Raw genomic sequence first — 22,443 nt, forward strand, 5'->3', positions numbered from 1 at the left:
CGTCAGCCCCCGAGTACCGGTGGTGCGACCAGCGGAAGGTCGCCGATCAGTTCGCTGCCGTTGCTGACGTCCACCAGGTAGCCGGGAGTCGTATGGTCGGTGTCGTTGTCTCCGCCTCCTCGCGCGCCTCCCGCTCCCATGCCGCCCATGCCGGGCGTGCCGTGTGCCCCTGCTCGGCCCGCGGCTGCAGCAGCTGCGCTGCCCGGTCCGCCACTGCCCGGTCCACTACTGCCCGGTCCGCCACCGGTGGCCCCGTTGCCCCCGAGCGGTGAGCCGAGAATCGAGCCGTAGCCCGAGCCCGCATAGCCCGATCCGGAACCGCTGCCCGCTCCGCCGCCATAACCCGCGCCGCCGTTGTAGCCAGAGCCGCCGTAGCCAGAGCCGTTGTACCCAGAGCCGCCGTAGCCGTTGCCGGAACCTGCACTGCCTCCTGAAATCGCACCGCCCCCGGGTCCGGACGCCGATGCGGCACGTGTCTCGCCGGGGCGCTCGGCCGCCGGCAGCGATCCCGGTTGCCCGGAGCCGGGCTGCCCCGGTTCCATACCTGGTTGCCGGGTGTCGGTGGAATCCGCGCCACCCGGCGGCGGCTGAGCGGCAGCCGTACCGGTTGGTCCCGCCGATCGATCATTGCCACCGCCGCCACCCCCGGTCGATCCCCCACCCGATCCCCAACCGGCGGTCGAACCTCCACTGCCACCGTCGGAAACCGGGTTGTGCGCTGCGGGTAACACCGGAACCTGGGCGTCGGATTGCAGTACCCCCGGCACGTAGACCGAACGCATGACCTGCCGCGCCTGTTCTTCCTGTTCGTCGTGCAGCCGCGCGATCTCCTTGATGGAGTCGGCGAACGGCAGTCCGCTCGGAAACGACGACTCGAGCATGGTGGCCCCGACGCCGATGTCGATGATCGGCGGCATGGCAGCCCTGGTCTGGGTGAATCCCGAGTGTGCCTCGAGCAGTTTGTTGCTGATCATGGTCATGGCGGTGGACAGCGCTGTGGCCGACGACGTGTAGTCGCCGACCCCGCCGCGCACTGCGGTGGAGGTAGGCCCCGACCAGCCGGCATTCATCGCGGCTTCGATTCCGTTGCGGAAGCCGTCGGATCCTTCGCGGGCTGCGGCGGCCAGGTCGTTCCAGTTCAGCGACGACGTCGATATCGACTCCGCCGCGAGGGTGTTAACCTTCTGCAGGATCTCCGCGTGCCGCATCACCTCGAACGGCTCGGTGACCACGACTTCGTTCGGCTCGTACTCGCCGAGGTATCCGTACGAACCGTTCTCCTTCGAGAACGTGTTCTCGATCAGCGAGTTGACGGCCTCGGGACCGAAGCCGGCTGTGGGCCCGTGATCGATGATCGCCTGCACCTGCTGTTGGAGTTCTGCATACGGATCCGCCATACCCACCCCTTGCCCTACGGTCTTCTCTCCCCGACGACCGGTTAGACGCGGCGCACGGCAGTTCGGTTCCGTAGCCAGTCGAGAATTTCCTCGCTGGCGCGGACGCCGGAAGAATCGGTGACCGTCAACCCGGGGCGCGTGAAGCCCAGCAACTCCAGTTCACCGTGCCGCGGACGGATCGCCGCGTCGGCTGCGATGAGCATCTCGGCGTCGAGTGCTCCGTCACCTGCGGCGAAGACTCGGGCGCGGGCGTCCACCGTGCCGTCTTCGACGAGCCTCGACCGAACCTCGGCCACCGCGGAACTCTTGCACACCGCGTTGGGCATCGTGTAGATTTTGCGGCCCTGTTGCGAGACGTTCCAGTCCCGAGCGGCGCACCACTGCGACCACTCGGAGACGAAGTTCTCCGGCACTGCGGCCGTGTTCACCACCAGGTAGCAGAACAGGCCGTCGGCCTCGCGGTATTTGAGCACCCAATCGTCGGATACCCGCGATTTCAGCTCCGTACCGATACCGGCCAGGTCCAGATCGAAGCTGTTGCGCCAGGCCGCATCCGGCTCACCGTCGACGAGGATGTTGCCGCCGTTGCTGGTGATGGCGTATCGCCAGGGGCCACCGGGCAGTGCAATCCGCTGAAACTGTTCGATGGTGCGAGTAGTGGTCGGCACCACGACGACGCTCTCACTCAACTCGCGGAGCAGTGAGATGGATCGAGAACTCATGTACGACAGGGGTTTTCCCTCGTACATCTCGACGCACTCGAACGACTCGTCCAGAGGCGTCCCGAGTGCGCCCTCGGAGAAGATCATCGTGCGGTCGAGATCCACGGCGACGAGAGCGCTCACGACGCGTCCTCGGTGGAGACGTTCTTGATCAAACCCATGCACGAGTACGCGAGGTCGGGCACCACGTCCACCGGTACTCCCCTGGCGGCGGCGAGCATCCTGATGTGTTCGTGTTCGGACGCATCGGCCTCGCGCACCAGCACTCGCCACGGAACGCGGCGCAGCAAAACCCTGGTGGTTTCGCCGACACCGGGTTTGACGAAATTGACGTGCGAGATGCCGTACTCCGCGCGCACCTTCTCCACCGATGCCCAGCCGGACCAGGTGGGGCTTCGGTCGGAGCCGAGCACGGTCGTCACCGAGGCGGCGACTTCGTCACGGACATCGTCGAAGCGCGCTGCGACGGTGTCGAGCAGGTGGCGCGAGACGTCGGCGGGCGCGAGATCGGCGTAGTACTTCGCGCCGTGGAAGTCGCCGGGTCGAATCAGGCTGTCGTTGAGCACGGTTCGGGACACCAGGCCCGAGACGGTCGAGTTGAGGCAGGCCGACGCGATGAGGAAGTCGTCTCGGGTGCCGTACGTGCGAGCGCAGTGCCCAGGGTCGGCGAGCACGGCCAGGTCGTCGTCGAACTCGGCCCCCGGGAAGTCGCGCAGTGCCGCAGTGAGTTCGCGGGCGATCGCACCCTTGCCGGTCCACCCGTCGACGAACACCACCGAACGCGAGTCGTGGTGGTCGGCGAGGTAGCGCAGGGCCACGCTGTCGATGCCGCGATCACGCACGATCGAGACGGCGTAGTGCGGGATCTCGATGCCGTGCATCGCGAAGGCCCAACGGCGCATCAGGATTCCGACAGGAGTGCCCGCCCGGGCAAGCGAGGCGAGGGCGATGTCGTGGCCGCGCTCGGCCAGGACCACCTCGGTGACGGTGCCGACGGCGACGGCGAGCCGTGAAGCGCTCTCCTGCAGCACTTTTTCGAACAGTTCGCGGTAGGCGAGATCGGGTTGGTACTCGACCGGAAGCGTCTCCGCGTAGTGCGCCGTCCCGGCCTGAATCGCCTTCTCGCGCTCGTCGACCTCGGCCTCCAACGAGATTGCAGAGAGATCCTTGAGCAACCAGGTGACCTCGTCGGCTGCGTAGGAACCGAATTCGGGTCCACGAAGCGGTCGAGCCCGTCGAGCTATCTCGAGTGCTACCGGGTCGGCACCGGTGAGGACGACCAGCACCACGTCGACACCAGACGCGGCGAGAGTGTCGGCAGCGGCGGCGAGAGCGTCGGTGTCCGCGGGGGCGTCGGCAACCAGTATCAAGGTCGCGTCGTCCGGTGCGGACGCGTTGTAGAGGTACCGCAGCGCCGAGTCATCCTCGGGGGCAGTGAATTCGAACCCTCGCCGCAGGGGGTAGCCGGGCACGTCCGCCACATAGGCCGGGGATCGGGTGGTGGTCTGGAACAGCGCGGTGTGGCCCCGCTTCTGCAGCGTCGCCGCCAATCGGAGCGGCAGGTACATCAGCTCTTCGTGACCGATGACCACCACCGATGTCGAATCGTCGAGCGCCGCATCGACGGTGGCCGCCACGGCCTCGATCGCGGTGTCGAAACCGGCCGCGTCGGAGTGCAGAAACCCGTGCCGACCGCCGTCGGGCAGGGTTGCCGGCCACTGCGCGTCCACTCGTCGAACCGAACCGGGCTGTGCAGCAGTGGGATTGAACACCGGATCGGGTAAGGCGAGCACCGTGTCCACCAGGCCTGGCTCGAGCGCCACCGATCCCTGTGCCAGGCTCACGTTGTCGATCCGGACGCCGAGTTCTGTTGCCACCGCCGCCGTAGTGGCGAGATGATCGGCGGTACGCATGTCGACGAGGGATGCGATGACGTAGTGGCGGCGTCCGGCCGAGGAATGAATCTGGCGCAATGCGTCCAACGCCGTGGCTCCGGTCGAGATCTCGTCGTCCACGAGAATCAACGGCAGGTCACTGTCGAGAAGATCGGGCGACGTCGGCATCAACAGGTGGTCGGTGGCGTGCGAGTGCCCTTCCTCGAACTCACCGTGCACGATCATCCCGGGTAGCGTGCGCCGCGTGGAGTGCAGGTAGCAGTGCGCTTTCAGCCCGGTCGCGACAGTGTGCCCCAATCCCGTTGCCGTTTCGGCAAATCCGAGCACATCGACATCGGAGCCGTCCACCGCGTCGGCGACGAGTGCGGCCAGTTCCTCTCCGGCCGAGATGACGACGTCGGGATCGACGGGGATGTGCTTACCGAGCACCGTGGACACGAGCAGGTGGGCACGCCGTGGGTTACGGCGCAGACCGGGCCGAACCAACTGCGTGGCAGTCCAGGACGACGACGAGCCGGTGTCGGTCAGGGTTATTCCGTCGGCCGGATTGTGGTTCATCGTTGTGCCAGCGCGGTCAGTAGATCCACGAACGTGATTCCCTCGTTGGTGACGCCGAACGCCCTGGCGCGCAGTACGGTCTGTTTCGCCCAATTACGGTGTGGACCCAGCTCGTTCATCTTGTTCCGATAGCCGGAGGCCTGCACGCCGCCCTGATCGGAGGACAGAATGTCCAGGGCATCGTGATACTCCTCGTGCGTCACTGCGGACAATGCGTGAACGGCGGGGACGTGTGAAGGATGGATGACGGTCTTGCCCTGGATGCCGTTGGCCCGGTCGAGGGCTACCTCGCGCAGGAGCGCGTCGAGGTCGCTGCTCACCAGTTGCTGGCGGAATCGGACGGCGTCCTGGTCGACGAAGGGTGTCTGCCGTAGTAGGGGACGGAACATGCGCTCGTGGTCTGCGAAGTACTCCCACACAGGTCCGGTGATGACGAATCCCGTGCCGTCGTTGCGGCCCAGGTGGTTGACGATCGCGCTGATGACGTCGGCGACGACGCGGACGTCGTAGATGGTCAGGTCGCGGTCGCGGCGAATGCCGAAGGTCCCGCACATGTCGGTCGCTCCGATTCGCACCGCCAGCACGGTGTCGCGGTAGGCCCCCAGCAACTCGCGGATGGCAACGAGTTCTCCGTCGCGGGTCTCGCGGTGAACGACCTCGAGCGATTCGAGAACGGGCATTGCGAACAGGCGAGTGCCATGTGCCGTCGATGCCGCGACGATCTCGTCCAGGAACTCGGCTCCGCGTGCTGCCGTGAACTTCGGCACGACGAATCCGGCCAGACCGGCGGCACCGTGGGTGAGGCCGGCGCAGATGCTGCGGATGTGCTCGGGGGTACGCGCCCGAACGAACACCAGCGACCCCGAACCCGAAAGTTCGTTCAGAGTTCGGACAGCGTTGGCCAAAGCTTCTTCCAGCTCATGATCTGCGACAGCGTCTTCGAGATCGATGACGATGGACCGGACGCCCTCGTCCGTACGTTTGTTCACCGTTGCCGTCAGGTCGGGGCGCGTCGCCGGGATGTACAGCGTTGCTCCGAGAGCCGTTGCTACAGCGCCGTTTCCGTCGCTCACCTCGATGTCTTCCGGTTGCAGGAAGAACACTCGTTCACGGGTGTCTGCGTCGAGATGGCGAAAGTGTTGCACCACTGTCCTTCGTGTGAATGTGCTCAGTGCGAGTTGCGCATGCGTTCGATCACGCCTGCGATGAAGTCCGAAATGGTATCCAGATCCTGCAGATATGACCAGTAGTCGGGGTGGGTGCCCGTCAGGGCCGTGTTCGCCCTGTCGATCCGGGCGAGCTGAGCATCCAACACCGAGCCCCATTCGGCAACCAGGCCGCGATTGATCGCGAGTTGCTGAGCGTCACGAAGTTTGAAACGCACCTTGTCCTCGGTCGCTTTCGGATCCGCCTTCACGGCTCGCAGGAGGCGAACTCGGTCGGTGACCGCGTCGACCAGCTGCTCTGCATCGCTGAGGTGGCTGCGTGCCTGGGTCACCAGATCCAGTGCCTGCTCGGGGTTGCCGGCGTCGAGCGCCGAACGTGCCGCGCGCAGATCCTCGTCCGCTTGTTCGATGTGTCGCGCACTCGACCGCTCGTTTCGCGAGAGATCTGCCGAACTCTTGGCGTTGAATTCGCGAAGCAGGCTCGAGAAGGCTGGAGCGATGCCCTCGGATCGTGTTCGGACGGCCTCCATCCGGGTGCGCACCGAGGACAGTGCCGTTCGTGCTTCCTGGAGTCGGCCGGGGGCAGCCTCCACCGCTGCACGGAGAGCTGCAGCTCGTTCGCGAACTCGGGCGGCGTGCTCGCGTGCGCGCAACGGGTCACGCTGGTCCGTCTGTAATTGCGTTGTCGCAGAATCGAGTTCGTGCCATGCCTGACGAAGCGAGGCGTACCCGGCGTACTGCTCGTCGACGGTGGATCGGGCGGCGTCGGCCTCGGTCAACGCGTCCTGCACCAGGCGTGGGGTGGCCGCGAATTGGGCGGAAGCCTGCTCGAGGTTGTTGCGATGGGCTTCGTAGAATCTGTCGACGGCCGAGCTGGCATCGTGCAACAGCCGGGTGGCGTTGTCGAATGCCGATCTGGCAGCAGCGGTGGTGATTCCGTCGAATCGGTCGACGGCGGCGAGGTATGCAGCACCGGCTTCGAAGCACTGTTTCTCGGTGTCGGCCCAGCGGGCCGAGAGTCGATCCTCGGGCCGTAAGGCCGCGGACGCCTCGACTCCCGCAGAGGCGATGGATTGACGCTTGTCCATGTCGAGAAACGCGGCGACAGCGTTGTCCTGGGAACGACGCGCGGCGGCGTCCGATTCGGCACCCCGGCGGAACACCCCAGGCCAGCGACTTGTCACCTGCTCGATAGTACTGACCGGGAACCCTGACGATGTGGCAGTCGTTGGCGGAGTACGTCCAAGAACCGGACATTCCCACTACGGTTGAACCCGTAACGGGAAACCAATTGCGAAAGGACCTCTCCATGGGCGTCAGCCTCAGCAAGGGTGGCAATGTCTCGCTCACCAAGGCAGCTCCGAACCTGACCGCGGTCGTGGTCGGTCTCGGATGGGACATCCGCACGACGACCGGCACCGACTTCGATCTCGACGCCAGCGCCATCGCGTTGAACTCGACCAAGAAGGCCTTGAGCGACGGGCACTTCGTGTTCTTCAACAACCTCAAGTCTCCCGACGGCTCCATCGAGCACACCGGCGACAACACCACCGGCGAGGGCGAGGGTGACGACGAGCAGATCAAGGTCGACCTCGCCGCGGTACCGCCGGAGATCGAGACGATCACCTTTCCCGTCTCGATCTACGATGCGGACGCTCGCTCGCAGTCGTTCGGTCAGGTGCGCAACGCGTTCATCCGCGTCATCAACCAGGCCGACAACTCCGAGCTCGCTCGCTACGACCTCAGCGAGGACGCCTCCACCGAGACCGCCATGGTCTTCGGTGAGCTGTACCGCAACGGCGCGGAGTGGAAGTTCCGCGCGGTCGGTCAGGGCTACGCCTCCGGACTCGCAGGAATCGCTCGCGACTTCGGAGTAAACGTGTAGTAAAGCACCTCTCAAGATTGGGACTACCCCCGCCTCGTCGTTCATGATGGGCGGGGGTTTTTCCGTATCTGTCTCGAGAAGGGCCACCACTGTGGTTGTGAAGATCTTCGGATGGTCGATCGCGGTCACCATCGTGTCCGTCATCGTGGCATTCCTGTACGGCGGGATCGAGGCGATGATCCTCGTTCTCATCCTCGGCGTGCTCGAGGTGTCGCTGTCCTTCGACAACGCCGTCATCAATGCCACCGTCCTGCGACGGATGAGCGACTTCTGGCAGAAGATCTTCCTCACCATCGGCATCATCATCGCCGTGTTCGGCATGCGGCTGCTGTTCCCGCTGGTCATCGTCTGGGCTGCGTCAGGTCTCGGCCCGGTGGCAGCTCTCGACCTTGCTCTCAACCCGCCGGCCGACGGCGCGGCCTACTTCGAGAACGGCGACCCCAGCTACGAAACGCTGCTCACCGACGCGCATCCGCAGATCGCAGCGTTCGGCGGTATGTTCCTGCTAATGCTGTTCCTCGGATTCATCTTCGAGGATCGCGAGATCACCTGGTTGAGCTGGCTGGAGAAGCCGCTCGCTCGTATCGGTCGCCTCGATCAGCTCTCCGTCGTCGTCGCGGGTCTGCTGTTGGTCCTGAGCGCAGAATTTCTGGCCGAGGACGACAAGATCTCCACGGTCATGGTCTCCGGCGTGCTGGGCATGATCACCTATATCGCGGTCAACGGACTCGGCGAGCTGTTCCACGTCGAGGAAGAGGGCGAGGAGTCCTCACACGGACCCAGCGAATTGGCGCGGGCGACGGGTAAGGCCGGATTCTTCCTGTTCCTCTATCTCGAAGTGCTCGACGCGTCGTTCTCCTTCGACGGCGTCATCGGTGCGTTCGCCATCACCGCGGACCCCATCATCATTGCGCTCGGCCTCGGCTTCATCGGCGCGATGTTCGTCCGCTCGATCACGGTGTTCCTGGTGCGTAAGGGGACGCTGTCCGACTACGTGTACCTCGAGCACGGGGCCCACTGGGCGATCGGAGCCTTGTCGATCATCCTGCTGGTGTCGATCGGCGTGCACATCAACGAGTTGATCACCGGCTTCGTGGGCATCCTGTTCATCGGAGCCGCCCTGCTGAGCAGCATCCGACGCAACAAGCGTCTGGAGAACGAGGGCGTGAACACCGAAGTCAGCGTCTGACGTCGCGCGCTCGGGGCGCTCAGAGCTCCGAGATGTCGACCAGCCCGTCCTGAAGGGCCCGGGCGACAAGGCCGGCCTTGGTCGGTGCCGGTCGCCCGACCGAGGTGTACTTGGCGCGGATGCGGGTCAGATGAGTGTTGACGGTGCCGAGGGAGAGAAACAAGGCCTTCGCCACCTCGGTCTTGGAGTCGTGGCGAATCCAGCAGAGCAGAACCTCGATCTCGCGGCCGGTCAGGTCAGGTCGCGTCGGGAACGGGCTGGGCGGTGCCGGGACGGGATGTATCTGCAGTGCAGGGGGAACCAGGCTGATAGGCCCACGTGAACGGCGTGCCGTCGAGACGGACGAATCGTTCGCAGAGGACAAGGGTTCGAGCAATGCAGACATCAAATTCTCCCGGACGCCGAAGTGGTTGAGACGTACTAAACCAACACCATGGATTCTCACAGTTGAAGCGCAGTTTTTCTGCCCTGATTTCCAGGGGCATTGAACTATCAACCGTCGCGTGAGCGTCTCACGGCACTACGACAGACTCGGTTCCGCCGGAATCGACTTCGATTCGTACGTCCTCGTCCGAGTCGCTGAGCAGGATCGATGCAACCAGCGGGCGGCCCGGAGGCAATATTCGCGCGGTCACGGTACCGCTCTGGGCACCTCGAAGAGCGGTGGCAACGACGGTACTCACTCGCCCCGAGAGTGTGGGATGAACCACAGCAAGGCCGCCGTCGTCGAGCAGAACCACCTGCACGCCTCGCGTCCGAGCAGACCGGGCCTCCTGGACTACCTCATCCGTCATCAGTCCCGGTGCGCGCAGCCGATCCCGCAGAGACGCTTCGAGTAGTCCGCATTCCTGGCGTTCAGCGGAATCGAGGTCCGAGCCCGTTGCGATCTTCGCCAACAGGGGACGGGCGAGGAAATCGAGACGCTCGAGTTGTCGGTCTCGTTCGTCGAGACCCGCCGAGGATGCGGCCTCCTCGGCGGCTCGGTGGCGAGATCGAGCACGCAACTCGAACACCGCCGCTGCCGTCGAGCGAAAGGTCAGCGCGAAGAACGTCGCCATCGCCAAGGGCGCGAAGCTGATGATCGACATGGCTAGACCTACCATCGAGCCCTGGCCGGTGGCGGCCGTCCAGACGACGCACACCGTAACCACCGCAACCATGGACATCCACCCGATGACGGTTCGTCCTCGGACGCTGACGTATCCACACAGCGCAACCGCGGCACTGAGCGGCCAGGTCTGCAGTCCGTTGGCGATCGGGACCGAAAGCTGCGACAACACGACAGCTGTGGACATCGGGGCAGCCGCGCCGATGGCCGTCGCCCATCTCGCACCGAGTGGATCGCCGGGTACGGCTACCAGCGCGAACGCTGCCGACGCCACCAGTACCACCGCTACTTGAACCGTCCACACGCTGTGCACACCACTCGACGACGTGAAGTTCATGAGCGAGTAGGTACCGAAGAACGTTGCGGCGACTCCGTACGCACTCGCAGTGTTCATGCCCAAGAAGCCCCGGACGTCCCGATCGGCGTCAGGGGTGGCGAGAGCAGTCGAGGTCTTGGTCATTTCGCCTGCACCGGGTGTCGATAGGTCAACGTGACGGTGGTGCCGCGGCCCGATCCCGACACGATGTCGGCAGATCCGCCAGGCAGCTGGCGCATACGTCCTTCGATGCTGACTGCGAGGCCCAGTCTGTGGGGGGCGACGGATCGCGGGTCGGATCCACAGCCGTCGTCGCGAACGTCGACACGAACCGAAGCGATATCGATACGCACCCGTACCGCACGTTCGACGTCCTCGCCGGCGTGGCGGACGCTGTTGCGCAGGGCTTCCGTGGCGCTTGCCGAAAGAGCGCGGACGGCATCCATCGGCAGTGTCGAACCGCTCGGCGCTTCGGCTGTGTCCGTGTCCATGACAACCTGGTCGTCCACCTCGGTCAGCGCCGATCGAAGGTAAGCGAGGAAACTGCCGTGGCCCACCGGTTCGGTCGACGCGATGCCCGAGCGCAACCGGTCCAGTCTGGTGAGCGCAGTGGCCGACTGGACTGTCAATGCGGGGCTGTTGCCCGCGCGCGATGCCGCGAGCAATGTCGACATGACGTCGTCGTGAATCAGTGCATCGAACCGTTCGCGTTCCACCGATCGGGCGGCACTCGCTGCCGCCGTGGCGGCCTGATACTCGGCAGCTGTTCGGGTCGTGTCGAGTAGCCGTCCGGTGCGCACCACCAATGTGACTGTGATGGTGAATATTCCACAGAACATGACGCCGAAGACGATGTCGGAGAACAGGGGGACGTTGCCGTGATCGACTCGGCTGTAGTAATTGACGACCTGACCGAACGAGGCGACGAACACGAGGTACGTGAAGATCGCCTTGTTGGACCACGCGATGGCCGTGGTGACCGAGACGAGACCGGGAAACACTGCGATCCAAGCAGATTCGGTCAATCCGAGCTCGGGGCCCTCGAAGGCGAACAACCACAGCACCTGCCCGGCAAGGTACGCGACGGCCAGTGCCGTGACGATGGCGCGGATGCTGCGCATGCTCCAGCGGAACGATGCGACCGACAGGCTCAGGGCCGGGCCGAAGATGGAACACGCGAACAGTGCTGTGTACCAGGGTTGTAACCGGTCGAACTGCGCTGCGATCTGCGGTGTCAGCAGCACCAAGTACGCGAACGCGCCGGCACTCGCGAAGCGGGCCATGTAGCGCGCGAGCCGTTCCTCCGCGCTCGAACTCTGCATCAATCCCGCGGCGGCAGTTCGGGCATCGGCAACCAACCGTCTTCGACAGCCCGCTTGTACAGATCGGTTTTCGTCGGTGCCGGACGTCCGGCTTCGGCGTACTTGTTGCGGATGCGCACAAGGTAGTCGTTGACGGTCTGCTCGGACAGTCCGGCGAGACTGGCTACTCGTGCGGCCTTTTCGCCGGACGCATACAGGGCGAGTACCTCTCGTTGTCGCGGACTGAGGCCCACGTCCGGAAGTTGCGGATCGCCGTCGATCGCCGCCGCCCAATCCGTCGTGACGACCTGTCCACCGTGTGCGGCACGCCGGATGGCGGACACGATGGTGGACGCCGGTGCGGACTTGCGAACCACCCCCAATACGCCTGCACGGGCAGCCGAGCGCACAAGAAACGCGTTCTCGGCACCGGTGTAGACCAGTACGCGTGCACCGGCGGCATGTAGTTGCTCGACATTAGACCTGGGCGACGAACCGTCACCGAGGCGCAGGTCGAGTACCACCAGGTCGAGGGTCTGCTGTTGTGTTAGCAACTCGCCGACGGTGGCGGCCATGGACACCAGTTCGAGGTCGGGTTCGTCCGCGAGCATGGCCTGAAGGCCCAGAGCCACCGATTCGTGGTCCTCGACCAGCCCTATGCGTCGTACCGAGTTGCCCTGTTTCTCTGTCTCGCCCTGCCCGTGCCGAACCTGTGTCATGGCCCCACCCCGCCCTGCCGTACTACTGCCCCGGTGATGTCGTCAGAGAAATCGTTGCTGGTCGGGGCGATAATACAGACGACTGGTCGGTTTCGCCCGGGAAGGCGACACGCATCCGGGCGCGGACGAACAGAACGAAGAACACCACCAGCAGCAGTGCACGCCCCCATACGCCGACGAGAACGAAGAACTCCTCGTCGTTGGCGTCGGCACCCGAGGCGAGCGCAGCGAAGTACTTGAAGACTCCGATCCCCATCGACAGATCGACCAGTAGATACGCGCCGACGAGTGTCCATGGAATCCTGAGCAGCACCAGAAACGGCAGCAACCACAGCGTGTACTGCGGCGAGTGCACCTTGTGCAGCAGCATGAATCCACACAGCATCGATCCGCTGACGGCGATCCACGGGTAGGCACCGTCCACCTTTGCGCGACGCCAACCGAGCCACAGCGCAAGAGCGAACGCAGCGAACACCAGCAGCGGCGACGCGACGTCGACCACATCCTGGAACGACGCTTCGGCCTCCGCGTAGGCGTCGGGAGTCATCTGGTCGCCGATGTAGAAGTGGCGCAGTCCCCAGTACCAGATGGAGTTCGTCGTCAGGTCGGCCTGCCGCAGGGACTGGAACGTGAAGGAGGCGCGCCAGCCCTCGTAGCCGAGTAGGGCGAACGGCAGGTTGACGGCAACGACAGTGCCGATCGCAGCGCCGGCAACCATCAGGCCACCGCGGACGTCGTAGCGACCGCGGACGGTATCCGGCTTTTCTCGACCGTTCATTCCGCCGGTGACGACGTACGCGATCAGCGGGAGCACGAACGCACCCGGGTAGATCTTGAGGCAGAAGCCGATCGCGAGTAGTACCGAAGCCGCAACAGCCTTGCGCCGCAGGGTAATCGGCAACGTCATGACGAAGATTGCGCCTACCGCCGACGCGACGACGGGTAGTTCCCAGTTGTGGAATGCGTACATCACCAGGGGCGGGCCGATCGACCACAGCAAGGCCGGCCAGCCGGCCATCCGGCCGAGCATCCACGCGGTGAGCAGACCGAACGGCGCGAGGATGAGGGCCGAGGTCAACAGGAACTGCGCGTCGGTGTGGGCTGGGATCGCGCCGAGCCACATCAACACACCGCTCAGAACCGGATACTCGACAGTGCCTCCGGTGAGGATTCCATCGCTCGTGATGGCCCCGTGGATGTACGGAAAGATGTGGTTGTCGATATCGCGACCGAGCCACAGGAACTGGATGTCGGAGTAGCAGACGGACGAGTCCTTGATGGCGTCGAACACCGTGCTGCGCCCGGACTCGTCGAACGGGGCGACGGCGCAGCGGGCCTTGTTCAGATATCCCAGAATCAAGCCGAGGGCAGCCGTGACGACGACCACGACGACCGTCATCGATGTGGCGCGGACCCCGGATCGCATGGTGCAAGAGTATGACGAGCGAAAGTCGGACTGTACGTCCAGCGCGAATTAGCAGGTCAGCGCCCTGTCGTGTATCTTCGAGGGGTTGCTGACGCAACGACCCTCCTGCCACGGATAGTCCGTGGCCGTTTTCACTAGTCCACAGGAGGTGATGAGGTCTTATGCGTCATTACGAATTGATGGTCATTCTCGACCCCAATCTGGACGAGCGCACTGTCGCTCCGTCGCTCGATACGTTCCTCAACGTCGTTCGCAAGGATGGCGGCACCGTCGACAAGGTCGATGTGTGGGGCAAGCGTCGTCTGGCTTACGAGATCCTCAAGCATGCCGAGGGCATCTACGCCGTTGTGAACCTCAACGCCGAGCCTGCCACCGTCAGCGAGCTGGATCGTCAGCTCGGACTCAACGAGTCCGTGTTGCGTACGAAGGTCCTGCGACAGGGCAAGTAATTGTCGGTGTCCGGCCCTAGGCTGGCACTCACAACGCTTACTACTGAAAGAGGAACCATGGCAGGCGAGACCGTCATCACCGTCATCGGAAACTTGACGGCTGATCCAGAACTTCGATTCACCCCCGCCGGTGCGGCAGTTGCCAACTTCACGGTTGCATCCACCCCGCGCACATTCGATCGTCAGACGAACGAATGGAAAGACGGCGACGCGCTCTTCATGCGCTGCAACATCTGGCGCGAGGCAGCGGAGAACGTTGCCGAGAGCTTGACCCGAGGCTCGCGAGTGATCGTGAGCGGACGGCTGCGGCAGCGCTCGTACGAAACGCGTGAAGGTGAGAAGCGGACAGTCGTCGAGCTCGAAGTCGACGAGATCGGACCTTCCCTCCGCTACGCCACCGCAAAGGTCAACAAGGCCAACCGCGGTGGAGGTGGCGGTGGAGGCGGCTTCAACTCCGGCTCCGGTTCCTCCGGCGGATCGAGCGGCGGCCGCTCGAACTCCTTGTCCAACTCCGGTTCGGGTGGAGACGATCCCTGGGGCAGCGCCCCGGCGGCGTCGGGCTCCTTCGGCGGACGTGGCGGAGACGAAGAGCCACCGTTCTAGATCCTTCGATCGAGAACAACCAGATGTAACGGAGAAAGACCTATGCCCAAACCGCCATTGCGCGACAAGGTGCTCAAGAAGAAGGCGTGTTCCTTCTGCAAGGAAAAGAACACGGCGATCGATTACAAGGACACGACGTTGCTGCGTAAGTACGTCAGCGATCGCGGAAAGATCCGTGCTCGCCGTGTCACCGGCAACTGCGTCCAGCATCAGCGTGACGTGGCCGTTGCCGTGAAGAACTCGCGTGAGGTAGCACTGCTGCCTTACGCCGCGACGGCTCGATAGAAAGGGGCGATTGGTATGAAACTGATCCTCACCGCTGATGTGGACAACCTCGGTGCGCCTGGCGACACCGTAGAGGTCAAGGACGGCTACGGCCGTAACTTCCTGCTGCCCCGCGGATTGGCCATTCAGGCCACCCGTGGAGCTCAGAAGCAGGTCGACGGCATCCGTCGCGCTCAGGAAGCTCGCGCCGTTCGCGGCCTCGAGCACGCCAACGAGCTCAAGCAGGCCATCGAAGGCCTCGAGTCCGTCACGCTGTCTGTGAAGACTGCCGGCGACTCGGGCAAGCTGTTCGGCTCCGTCACCGCGTCGGACGTCGCTTCTGCCCTCAAGGCTGCCGGTGGACCGGTCGTCGACAAGCGCAGCATCGATCTGCCGAAGGCTCACGTCAAGACCACGGGCAAGCACGACATCGTCGTGAATCTGCATCCCGACGTGACCGCCAAGTTCAAGCTGGAGGTCGTCGGAAGCTGATTTCGGCTTTCGGCCCACTACGGCTGCAGAAAAGCCCCACGAACCTCGGTTCGTGGGGCTTTTTCGTGTCTTCTCACAAAGATGAACTGCCGCAATGGGTTCCGATTTGTGAAGCATCTCTCCTCGAACGTTTGTGAGCAAAGCTTTGCGTAGTCTTTGGGCGGGGCGACATCGAACACCATCACCAACTGGAAACAACCGACCTGCCGCCTAGACGCCCGGAGGAACTCTGCCGTGACCACGACCGTGGAACCCGATTCCGACCCCAGTCCTGGAACCCGACGCGAGCCGCAGTCTCGCGTCGGGTCGATTCTGAGATACGACGTACCGGCCTCACTGGTCGTTTTCCTTGTTGCGGTGCCACTTTCGATCGGTATCGCCGTCGCATCGGGCGCGCCGATCATGGCCGGCCTCATTGCCGCCGTTGTCGGCGGCATACTGGCCGGCATCCTCGGCGGATCGCCACTGCAGGTGAGCGGACCGGCTGCGGGTCTCACCGTGGTGGTAGCCGAGTTGGTCAACCAGTTCGGGTGGGGAGTGACGTGCGCCATCACTGTCCTTGCAGGTGTTGTTCAGATCCTGTTGGGCATGAGCCGAATTGCGCGTAGTGCTCTGGCGATCTCCCCTGTCGTGGTACGCGCAATGCTGGCCGGAATCGGCATAACCATTGCGCTGCAACAGATTCACGTGCTGCTCGGCGGTGAGTCCGAGAGCTCGGCCGTGCAGAACATACTGGCGATTCCCACGTCCGTCGCCAACGGTCAGTGGCCGTCGATCATCGTCGGCGGAATCGTCGTCGTGCTGATGTTTGCCTGGCCGCGGTTGGCCGAGCTGTCCAGCGTGATGGCAAAGGTCACCAAGGTGCCTGCCGCCTTGGTCGCAGTGGTCACCGCAACTGCGGTCTCGATCTTCTTCTCCCTCGATGTCGAGCGAATCGAGTTGCCGGGCAACCTGATCGATTCCTTGAGCCTGCCGGTCATGCCCGACGGGCAGTGGAGTGCATTCGTGACCGGTGTCATCACCATCGCGTTGATCGCGAGTGTCGAGAGTCTGCTGTCCGCGGTGGCCGTCGACAAGATGCACAGTGGTGAGCGCACCAACTTCGACCGTGAATTGATGGCACAGGGTGCGGGCAACATGGCCTCCGGTGCCATCGGCGGTCTGCCGATCACCGGCGTCATCGTGCGCAGCGCCACCAACGTCAAGGTCGGTGCCAAGTCTCGTGCGTCGGCGATTCTGCACGGAGTATGGATTCTGATCTTCTCGGTACTGTTCATTTCGATCGTCGAACTCGTTCCGTTCGCAGCATTGGCCGGGCTGTTGGTGATGATCGGCGTGCAGCTGATCAAGTTGGCGGACATCAAGATTGCGAACAAGACCGGCGACATCGCGGTCTACGCGGTGACCGTGGTCGGTGTGGTGGCGCTCAATCTGCTCGAAGGCGTGCTCATCGGATTGGCTCTGTCGATCATCTTGGTTCTGCGTCGCGTGGTGTGGGCCAAGGTGCGCGCGGAAGAGACGGTGGACGGTACCTGGCGCGTCACCACCGAGGGATCGTTGAGCTTCCTCGCGCTTCCCAGATTGACGCATGTGCTGTCCACCGTGCCTGCAGGCACGCATGTCACTGTGCGCCTGAGCGTCGACTTCCTCGATCATGCGGTGCACGATGCGTTGAACGAATGGATGCGCCAGCACGAACTCGGCGGGGGCACAGTGAAAGTCCACGAAGTGGGGACGGCGTCGATGGCCGCTGCCGCCGAGGGCCCGCCCAAGCGTGGGGCGGCGACGGTGAGCAGCTCTTTGGCACCGTGGCGGGCCTGGCAGCTCAAGAACGATGTCGAGCAGGAAGATTCGCCCGTCGCGCTCCGGCCGGTGATGAGCGGAGTGGCGGAGTACCACCGCACCCATGCGCCCAATATTCGTCCGCACCTCGAGGGTCTGACCGACAACCAGGATCCGGACACGCTCTTTCTCTGCTGTGTGGATTCGCGCGTCATGCCGAACACGATCACCAGCAGCGGACCGGGCGATCTGTTCACGGTCCGCAACATGGGCAACCTCGTTCCCGCGAAGGGCCAGGATTGCTCGGTGGAGGCCGCGCTCGCGTTCGGTGTCGACCAGCTGGGGACGTCGTCGGTGGTGGTGGGCGGGCACTCGGGCTGCGGTGCCATGACGGCCGTGTTGAGTGGGCCGGAGAATGCCGCAGACGAGTCTGTGGCGGAATGGCTGGGCCACGCGATGACGAGCCTGGAGGCGTACCGCAGCGGGCATGTGGTCGGCCGTCAGGCCGCGGAACTCGGTTTCGGTGAAGCGGATCAGCTCGCGATGGTGAACGTCGCCGTGCAGCTGCAGACGCTCACTCGTCACCGTGTGGTGGGCCGTGCCAACGCAGAAGGGCGCTTGCACATCACCGGACTGTTCTTCGACATTCCGACGGCCAGGGTGCTCAAGATCGGCACCAAGGAGGTCACCGTGTTGGATCCGGCCGACAGTCCGCAGGAGAGCGAAGCCTGAGGTCCGATCGGCAGTGACGAGGGGCCCGATCCCGTGTGTGGGATCGGGCCCTCGGTCGTTGAAACGGGTAGGTGGTCTGTTTCTGTGAGCATTCCCAGTCTTTGTGACCTAGTTCACCCCTGGGTTCATCTCGTATTTACTCAACACGCCCGAGTTGTCAATTCGGCCGACACGCCGCTCCCAAATCAATGCACAGGAAGAAAACTTTATGTACACCCGGTGACCAGGTTGAACTGCCGAAACTGTGAAAGTTATACCCAGGTTATCCCCAAGTGGTCAACACGGTTGTTCAAGCTCATCCACATTTCATCCACAGATTCATGCACATGCTGTGTTGTGACTCCTGCCGATACCGCTTAACGTCCGTGCAGCGTCTCTCTCGGTGCCGCGGACAGGCGACGAGACTGCGCGAATCCGGTGCCGAGAAAGCTTGTCGGTGCCCGGGGGTAGAACTTGCTCGAGCGCACGGCCGGGTGCTATTCGGCGGTGCTGAAGACTATGGGGAGAGGACGGCCGGTTCGCGTGGCAGTTGTGGACGATCGAGGACAGTCCGACTACTCCGGCTCCTCCTCCAGCGAGGGTCCCGGTGAGGACTTCGGTCGCCAACCCCCGCAGGACATGGCTGCCGAGCAGTCGGTGTTGGGCGGCATGCTGCTGAGCAAGGACGCCATTGCCGATGTGCTCGAGGTCTTGCGGCCGGGTGACTTCTATCGCCCGGCCCACCAGAACGTGTACGACGCGATCCTGGATCTCTACAGCCGCGGAGAGCCCGCCGACCCGGTGACCGTCTCGGCCGAATTGGATCGGCGCGGAGAGCTCAAGCGCATCGGTGGTCCGCCCTACCTGATCACGCTGACTCAGACGACGCCCACCGCGGCCAACGCCGGCTACTACGCCGAGATCGTCGCCGAAAAATCGATTCTGCGCCGCCTCGTGCAGGCCGGCACCCGCATCGTCCAGTTCGGCTACGCAGGGGCCGATGGACAGGACGTCGCCGAGGTCGTCGACCGCGCACAGGCAGAGGTCTACGAGGTGACCGAGCGCCGCACATCCGAGGACTTCCTGCCCCTCGAAGAGCTGCTGCAGCCCACGATGGACGAAATCGACTCGATCGCCAGCCGCGGCGGAATCTCCCTGGGTGTGCCGACCGGATTCGCCGAACTCGACGAAATCACCAACGGTCTTCACCCTGGTCAGATGATCATTGTGGCGGCTAGACCTGGTGTGGGCAAGGCGCTTGCTCTCGATACGCCACTTCCGACGCCCGACGGCTGGACCACGATGGGCGAGGTAGCCGTGGGCGACCACCTCATCGATGCGCACGGGATGCCGACGCGCGTCGTGGCTGCCACGGACGTCATGCTCGATCGACCCTGCTACGAAGTCGAATTCTCTGACGGCACAGTCATCGTCGCCGACGCGGAGCATCAGTGGTTGACGGAGACCAGGGCGTCACGCAAGTCGGCGCAGGCTGCGGCGGTCAACTACAACCGGACCCGCAATCAGCAGACATTCGCTGCTGTGCGCACAACCGAAGAAATCGCGAACACTGTGCGCTGTCCGACGAAAGATGCACGCATCAATCACTCGGTCACCAACACCGAGGCCGTTCAGCTGCCCGAGCGGGAACTTCTGGTACCGCCGTACACGATGGGCGCATGGCTGGGAGATGGAACGTCGGCGTGCGCGCAGATCACCAGCGCTGACCCTGAAATCATCGCGCGGATGGAAGGCGAAGGCCTGCACGTGGTGGCGTCGGAGAAGGCCGCACTCCGATACTCGATCAAACTGCCTACCGAGGTTGTCGAGGCGAAGGACTGTGTCGTTTGCGGCAAGCAGTTCGTGCCGTTTCCGCTCAATGTCCGTACCTGCGGCCAATCATGCGGAGGTAAAGCGCGTTTCATGTCCGCTCCAGTCGCTGCACCGACGTGCATCGACTGCGGCAAGGTCACGACCGGTCTGCACCGCTGTCAGGCATGCCGCAACTCGATCGGGACCGTGCAGGCGCGCCTACGGACGATCGGCGTACTGGGTAACAAGCACGTTCCCATCGACTACCTCCGCAGTTCCGAGGGCCAACGGCGAGCGCTCCTTGCGGGCCTGCTCGATACGGACGGCACTGTCACGGCGGGCGGTTCGGTCCAGTTCTCAGTGACCAGTGAGCAACTCGTTCGTGGGGTCCGTGAGCTGATCGTCAGCTTGGGCTATCGAGTACAGATGTCGACCAAGAGGGCGCGGGGTCGGAGTGAAGCGTCGTCGACGGCATTCACGTTGACGTTCGCGACGGACGATGTCGTGTTCGGCCTGCACCGGAAGCAGTTGCTGCACAAGGAACGTCGAGCTGCAGGATCCACCGTAAGGTCGGGTTCACGGTTCATCGTCGACGTCCGTCGTGTGGATTCGGTCCCAGTTCGTTGCGTGGAGGTCGACAACACAGAGCACCTCTATCTCGCCAGTGAGTCGATGATCCCGACCCACAACTCGACGCTGTCGATGGATTTCATGCGTTCGTGCTCGATCAAGCACGGCATGCCCAGTGTTATTTTTTCTCTGGAGATGAGTCGCACCGAGATCGTCATGCGTCTGTTGTCCGCCGAGGCGAAGATCAAGCTCGGTGACATGCGTTCGGGAAAGATGACCGACGACGACTGGACCAAACTGGCCCGGCGCATGAGCGAGATCAGCGAAGCGCCGCTCTTCGTCGACGATTCGCCCAACCTGACGATGATGGAGATCCGTGCGAAGGCGCGACGCCTGAAGCAGCGCAACGGACTGAAACTCATTGTGGTGGATTACCTTCAGCTGATGTCGTCGGGCAAGAAGGTCGAGTCCCGTCAGCAGGAGGTCTCGGACTTCTCCCGTCAGCTGAAGCTGTTGGCCAAGGAACTCGAGTGCCCGGTGGTAGCGGTATGTCAGCTCAACCGTGGTCCCGAGCAGCGAACCGACAAGAAGCCGATGGTGTCCGACCTCCGTGAGTCCGGATCCCTGGAGCAGGACGCCGACATGGTGATTCTGCTGCACCGCCCCGACGCAATCGAGCGCGACGACCCCCGCGGCGGTGAGGCCGACCTGATCCTCGGCAAGCACCGTAACGGTCCGACGGCGACAATCACTGTGGCACACCAGCTTCACCTGTCTCGGTTCGTCGATATGGCGCGGGGCTAGGGTCAACCACGCTGGTCCAGCCCTGGGTCCGTATTCTCACTGTGAATCAAGCACCTGACGCAACATTCGACGAAAGTGATCCATGTCCGAGGACCAGAACGCAGACGTTCCACCGAACCATCTCTCCATCGATCCGCGCAGCGCTTTCTACGACGAAGAGGTTCTGCGCCGTGACGTGGGTATTCGCTTCAACGGCGTCGAGAAGACCAGTGTTCGCGAGTACAACGTGACCGAAGGTTGGGTGCGAGTCGAAGTCCCGACCGCCAAGGATCGCTACGGTAATCCCATGCTCGTCAAGCTCAAGGGCACAGTCGAACCGTACTTCCGCGACGCGAAATAGCGGACGTCCGCGCAGGGGCCGGAACGGTCGAGAAACGGCGACGCCGAGCCGTTATCTCGGCTGAGTTACTCCACCGGGTCGAGCTCGAGCTCGTAATAGAGCGCCTTCGGCCCCTCGCCGTTACCTTCGTGGCAGTCGAAGCCGCGTTTCTCGTACACGTGTCGCGCCGCCTCGTCGTCCTCGGAGGTGTTGAGGTCCATGTAGGTGGCACCCCTGCGGCGTGCGTGCTGGATCACGTCGTCGAGGAAGGTTGTGCCGTAACCCTTCCCGCGTAGCCCGGGTTGGATGTAGAACTCGGCAAGGTAGGCCTCGGGGTCTGCACTCAGCGTCGCTATCCGAAATCGCAAAACCGCCACGCCGATGGCGGGAGTCCCGAACATCAGGACGCTGGTGTCACCGGATGTCACCAGAGTGCCGAGATGTACTGCAAGCCAATCCCACTCGGGCACCGGGTAGTCGTACTCGCGATTGAAATCCATCAACAGAGCTGCGGCCTCGGTGAATCCCGCAGGATCCTGGACGGCACGTGTACCACCGACTGATGTCACCGCCTACTCCTCGTCAGTAGTCCGGTTGAACGAGATTCTTCGCATCGCGCAGACCGAGGCCGGGATGCTTCTCGCGTAACGCCTTGATCGCGTAAACAGTTCGTCCGGATTCTGCGACAACCGCCTCGACATCCGCGGCGGGCACATCCTCGGGCTTAATCTTCTCCGGAGCCGTCCAGGTTCGACGCTCTCCGTACCAGATGAACACAGCCGCTACAGCCAGCACTACCAGCTTCGACCAGTTCCAGGCAGAAGGATCGGACACAAGGTCGCTGATCGTGAGGAACGCGAGCGCGGCCAGCAACGCGGCAAGCCCGTAACGCTTCCAGGGGCGTTCTTCGGCCTTCATGTCTTTCATGCTGTCACCGCACCCGGATATGGGCAAC

General features: G+C 63.6%; 21 protein-coding genes. 9 read left to right on the top strand and 12 right to left on the bottom strand.

Translation table 11 applies throughout. The features are described from left to right. Nucleotides 1–2: 2 nt before the first annotated feature. Genes ACIGGF_RS06900 through ACIGGF_RS06920 form a run of 5 tightly spaced genes read right to left on the bottom strand, consistent with a single transcriptional unit; the run spans nucleotide 3 to nucleotide 6,826 of the window. On the bottom strand, nucleotides 3–1,397 hold the full coding sequence (locus ACIGGF_RS06900; RefSeq protein WP_397520642.1) for a hypothetical protein: 1,395 nt from the start codon (nucleotides 1,395–1,397) through the stop codon (nucleotides 3–5). Between the two features lie 41 nt (nucleotides 1,398–1,438). After that, nucleotides 1,439–2,242: an HAD family hydrolase gene (locus ACIGGF_RS06905; RefSeq protein WP_397520643.1), complete on the bottom strand. Its 804-nt coding sequence runs from the start codon at nucleotides 2,240–2,242 to the stop codon at nucleotides 1,439–1,441. After that, nucleotides 2,239–4,572, bottom strand: a complete 2,334-nt coding sequence (locus ACIGGF_RS06910; protein ID WP_397520644.1) for a phosphoribosyltransferase — start codon at nucleotides 4,570–4,572, stop codon at nucleotides 2,239–2,241. The genes ACIGGF_RS06905 and ACIGGF_RS06910 overlap by 4 nt, the downstream gene beginning before the upstream one ends. Then, a complete protein-coding gene (locus tag ACIGGF_RS06915) occupies nucleotides 4,569–5,717 on the bottom strand; it encodes an HpcH/HpaI aldolase/citrate lyase family protein (RefSeq protein WP_397520645.1) in 1,149 nt (382 codons plus the stop codon). The genes ACIGGF_RS06910 and ACIGGF_RS06915 overlap by 4 nt, the downstream gene beginning before the upstream one ends. A gap of 23 nt (nucleotides 5,718–5,740) precedes the next feature. After that, on the bottom strand, nucleotides 5,741–6,826 hold the full coding sequence (locus ACIGGF_RS06920) for a hypothetical protein (protein WP_397520712.1): 1,086 nt from the start codon (nucleotides 6,824–6,826) through the stop codon (nucleotides 5,741–5,743). A 221-nt stretch (nucleotides 6,827–7,047) separates the two neighbouring features. On the opposite strand from ACIGGF_RS06920, the gene ACIGGF_RS06925 reads away from it, so the two are divergent. Both ACIGGF_RS06925 and ACIGGF_RS06930 read left to right on the top strand, forming a co-directional pair. Continuing rightward, a complete protein-coding gene (locus tag ACIGGF_RS06925; RefSeq protein WP_397520646.1) occupies nucleotides 7,048–7,623 on the top strand; it encodes a TerD family protein in 576 nt (191 codons plus the stop codon). Nucleotides 7,624–7,714: 91 nt separating this feature from the next. Further along, nucleotides 7,715–8,812, top strand: coding sequence for a DUF475 domain-containing protein (locus ACIGGF_RS06930; protein WP_397520647.1), 1,098 nt, complete (start codon nucleotides 7,715–7,717; stop codon nucleotides 8,810–8,812). A 19-nt stretch (nucleotides 8,813–8,831) separates the two neighbouring features. Here ACIGGF_RS06930 and ACIGGF_RS06935 read toward each other — a convergent pair whose 3' ends face one another. The 5 genes from ACIGGF_RS06935 to ACIGGF_RS06955 all read right to left on the bottom strand — a co-directional run bounded on the left by ACIGGF_RS06935 (nucleotide 8,832) and on the right by ACIGGF_RS06955 (nucleotide 13,682). After that, entirely contained in the window at nucleotides 8,832–9,197 is a 366-nt protein-coding gene (locus ACIGGF_RS06935; RefSeq protein ID WP_397520648.1) for a response regulator transcription factor, read from the bottom strand. A gap of 127 nt (nucleotides 9,198–9,324) precedes the next feature. Continuing rightward, the gene (locus ACIGGF_RS06940; RefSeq protein ID WP_397520649.1) at nucleotides 9,325–10,380 is read right to left on the bottom strand and encodes a hypothetical protein; all 1,056 of its coding nucleotides are present in this window, start codon (nucleotides 10,378–10,380) and stop codon (nucleotides 9,325–9,327) included. After that, nucleotides 10,377–11,558 (bottom strand): sensor histidine kinase, encoded by a 1,182-nt coding sequence (locus ACIGGF_RS06945; RefSeq protein ID WP_397520650.1) that lies wholly within the window; start codon nucleotides 11,556–11,558, stop codon nucleotides 10,377–10,379. Before ACIGGF_RS06945 ends, ACIGGF_RS06940 begins: the two co-directional genes overlap by 4 nt. Beyond that, nucleotides 11,558–12,256: a DNA-binding response regulator gene (locus tag ACIGGF_RS06950; RefSeq protein WP_397520651.1), complete on the bottom strand. Its 699-nt coding sequence runs from the start codon at nucleotides 12,254–12,256 to the stop codon at nucleotides 11,558–11,560. Before ACIGGF_RS06950 ends, ACIGGF_RS06945 begins: the two co-directional genes overlap by 1 nt. A 22-nt stretch (nucleotides 12,257–12,278) precedes the next feature. Continuing rightward, nucleotides 12,279–13,682: a hypothetical protein gene (locus ACIGGF_RS06955; protein WP_397520652.1), complete on the bottom strand. Its 1,404-nt coding sequence runs from the start codon at nucleotides 13,680–13,682 to the stop codon at nucleotides 12,279–12,281. A gap of 161 nt (nucleotides 13,683–13,843) precedes the next feature. On the opposite strand from ACIGGF_RS06955, the gene rpsF reads away from it, so the two are divergent. The 7 genes from rpsF (at nucleotide 13,844) to ACIGGF_RS06990 (ending at nucleotide 21,509) form a co-directional block, all read left to right on the top strand. Next, nucleotides 13,844–14,131 (top strand): 30S ribosomal protein S6, encoded by a 288-nt coding sequence (gene rpsF, locus ACIGGF_RS06960; protein ID WP_008711385.1) that lies wholly within the window; start codon nucleotides 13,844–13,846, stop codon nucleotides 14,129–14,131. A gap of 57 nt (nucleotides 14,132–14,188) precedes the next feature. Continuing rightward, the gene (locus tag ACIGGF_RS06965; protein ID WP_397520653.1) at nucleotides 14,189–14,734 is read left to right on the top strand and encodes a single-stranded DNA-binding protein; all 546 of its coding nucleotides are present in this window, start codon (nucleotides 14,189–14,191) and stop codon (nucleotides 14,732–14,734) included. A gap of 42 nt (nucleotides 14,735–14,776) precedes the next feature. Beyond that, nucleotides 14,777–15,019 (top strand): 30S ribosomal protein S18, encoded by a 243-nt coding sequence (gene rpsR / locus ACIGGF_RS06970; protein ID WP_027495080.1) that lies wholly within the window; start codon nucleotides 14,777–14,779, stop codon nucleotides 15,017–15,019. A 15-nt stretch (nucleotides 15,020–15,034) separates the two neighbouring features. Further along, a complete protein-coding gene (rplI, locus tag ACIGGF_RS06975) occupies nucleotides 15,035–15,490 on the top strand; it encodes a 50S ribosomal protein L9 (protein ID WP_057478316.1) in 456 nt (151 codons plus the stop codon). 234 nt (nucleotides 15,491–15,724) lie between these two features. Further along, complete coding sequence (locus ACIGGF_RS06980; RefSeq protein ID WP_397520654.1) at nucleotides 15,725–18,004, top strand: SulP family inorganic anion transporter; 2,280 nt, start codon at nucleotides 15,725–15,727, stop codon at nucleotides 18,002–18,004. A 522-nt stretch (nucleotides 18,005–18,526) separates the two neighbouring features. Continuing rightward, nucleotides 18,527–21,169 carry a replicative DNA helicase gene (gene dnaB, locus ACIGGF_RS06985; RefSeq protein WP_397520655.1) on the top strand — a complete coding sequence of 881 codons (2,643 nt, stop codon included), beginning with the start codon at nucleotides 18,527–18,529 and terminating at the stop codon, nucleotides 21,167–21,169. An 82-nt stretch (nucleotides 21,170–21,251) separates the two neighbouring features. Continuing rightward, the gene (locus ACIGGF_RS06990; protein WP_397520656.1) at nucleotides 21,252–21,509 is read left to right on the top strand and encodes a DUF3297 family protein; all 258 of its coding nucleotides are present in this window, start codon (nucleotides 21,252–21,254) and stop codon (nucleotides 21,507–21,509) included. A 65-nt stretch (nucleotides 21,510–21,574) separates the two neighbouring features. On the opposite strand, the gene ACIGGF_RS06995 is transcribed toward ACIGGF_RS06990, so the two are convergent. Both ACIGGF_RS06995 and ACIGGF_RS07000 read right to left on the bottom strand, forming a co-directional pair. Continuing rightward, entirely contained in the window at nucleotides 21,575–22,057 is a 483-nt protein-coding gene (locus ACIGGF_RS06995) for a GNAT family N-acetyltransferase (protein ID WP_397520657.1), read from the bottom strand. Nucleotides 22,058–22,070: 13 nt separating this feature from the next. Then, the gene (locus tag ACIGGF_RS07000; protein ID WP_397520658.1) at nucleotides 22,071–22,415 is read right to left on the bottom strand and encodes a hypothetical protein; all 345 of its coding nucleotides are present in this window, start codon (nucleotides 22,413–22,415) and stop codon (nucleotides 22,071–22,073) included. Nucleotides 22,416–22,443: the final 28 nt, after the last annotated feature.

This window comes from Rhodococcus sp. NPDC078407 (genome assembly GCF_044542515.1).
GTDB lineage: Bacteria > Actinomycetota > Actinomycetes > Mycobacteriales > Mycobacteriaceae > Rhodococcoides.

What these genes read in the sequence shown, in the direction of transcription:
- ACIGGF_RS06900 (WP_397520642.1), bottom strand. Translation starts at nt 1,397, where the DNA reads ATGGCGGATCCGTATGCAGAACTCCAACAGCAGGTGCAGGCGATCATC.
- ACIGGF_RS06910 (WP_397520644.1), bottom strand. Translation starts at nt 4,572, where the DNA reads ATGAACCACAATCCGGCCGACGGAATAACCCTGACCGACACCGGCTCG.
- ACIGGF_RS06920 (WP_397520712.1), bottom strand. Translation starts at nt 6,826, where the DNA reads ATGGACAAGCGTCAATCCATCGCCTCTGCGGGAGTCGAGGCGTCCGCG.
- ACIGGF_RS06925 (WP_397520646.1), top strand. Translation starts at nt 7,048, where the DNA reads ATGGGCGTCAGCCTCAGCAAGGGTGGCAATGTCTCGCTCACCAAGGCA.
- ACIGGF_RS06935 (WP_397520648.1), bottom strand. Translation starts at nt 9,197, where the DNA reads ATGTCTGCATTGCTCGAACCCTTGTCCTCTGCGAACGATTCGTCCGTC.
- ACIGGF_RS06940 (WP_397520649.1), bottom strand. Translation starts at nt 10,380, where the DNA reads ATGACCAAGACCTCGACTGCTCTCGCCACCCCTGACGCCGATCGGGAC.
- ACIGGF_RS06945 (WP_397520650.1), bottom strand. Translation starts at nt 11,558, where the DNA reads ATGCAGAGTTCGAGCGCGGAGGAACGGCTCGCGCGCTACATGGCCCGC.
- ACIGGF_RS06950 (WP_397520651.1), bottom strand. Translation starts at nt 12,256, where the DNA reads ATGACACAGGTTCGGCACGGGCAGGGCGAGACAGAGAAACAGGGCAAC.
- ACIGGF_RS06955 (WP_397520652.1), bottom strand. Translation starts at nt 13,682, where the DNA reads ATGCGATCCGGGGTCCGCGCCACATCGATGACGGTCGTCGTGGTCGTC.
- rpsF (WP_008711385.1), top strand. Translation starts at nt 13,844, where the DNA reads ATGCGTCATTACGAATTGATGGTCATTCTCGACCCCAATCTGGACGAG.
- ACIGGF_RS06965 (WP_397520653.1), top strand. Translation starts at nt 14,189, where the DNA reads ATGGCAGGCGAGACCGTCATCACCGTCATCGGAAACTTGACGGCTGAT.
- rpsR (WP_027495080.1), top strand. Translation starts at nt 14,777, where the DNA reads ATGCCCAAACCGCCATTGCGCGACAAGGTGCTCAAGAAGAAGGCGTGT.
- rplI (WP_057478316.1), top strand. Translation starts at nt 15,035, where the DNA reads ATGAAACTGATCCTCACCGCTGATGTGGACAACCTCGGTGCGCCTGGC.
- ACIGGF_RS06990 (WP_397520656.1), top strand. Translation starts at nt 21,252, where the DNA reads ATGTCCGAGGACCAGAACGCAGACGTTCCACCGAACCATCTCTCCATC.
- ACIGGF_RS07000 (WP_397520658.1), bottom strand. Translation starts at nt 22,415, where the DNA reads ATGAAAGACATGAAGGCCGAAGAACGCCCCTGGAAGCGTTACGGGCTT.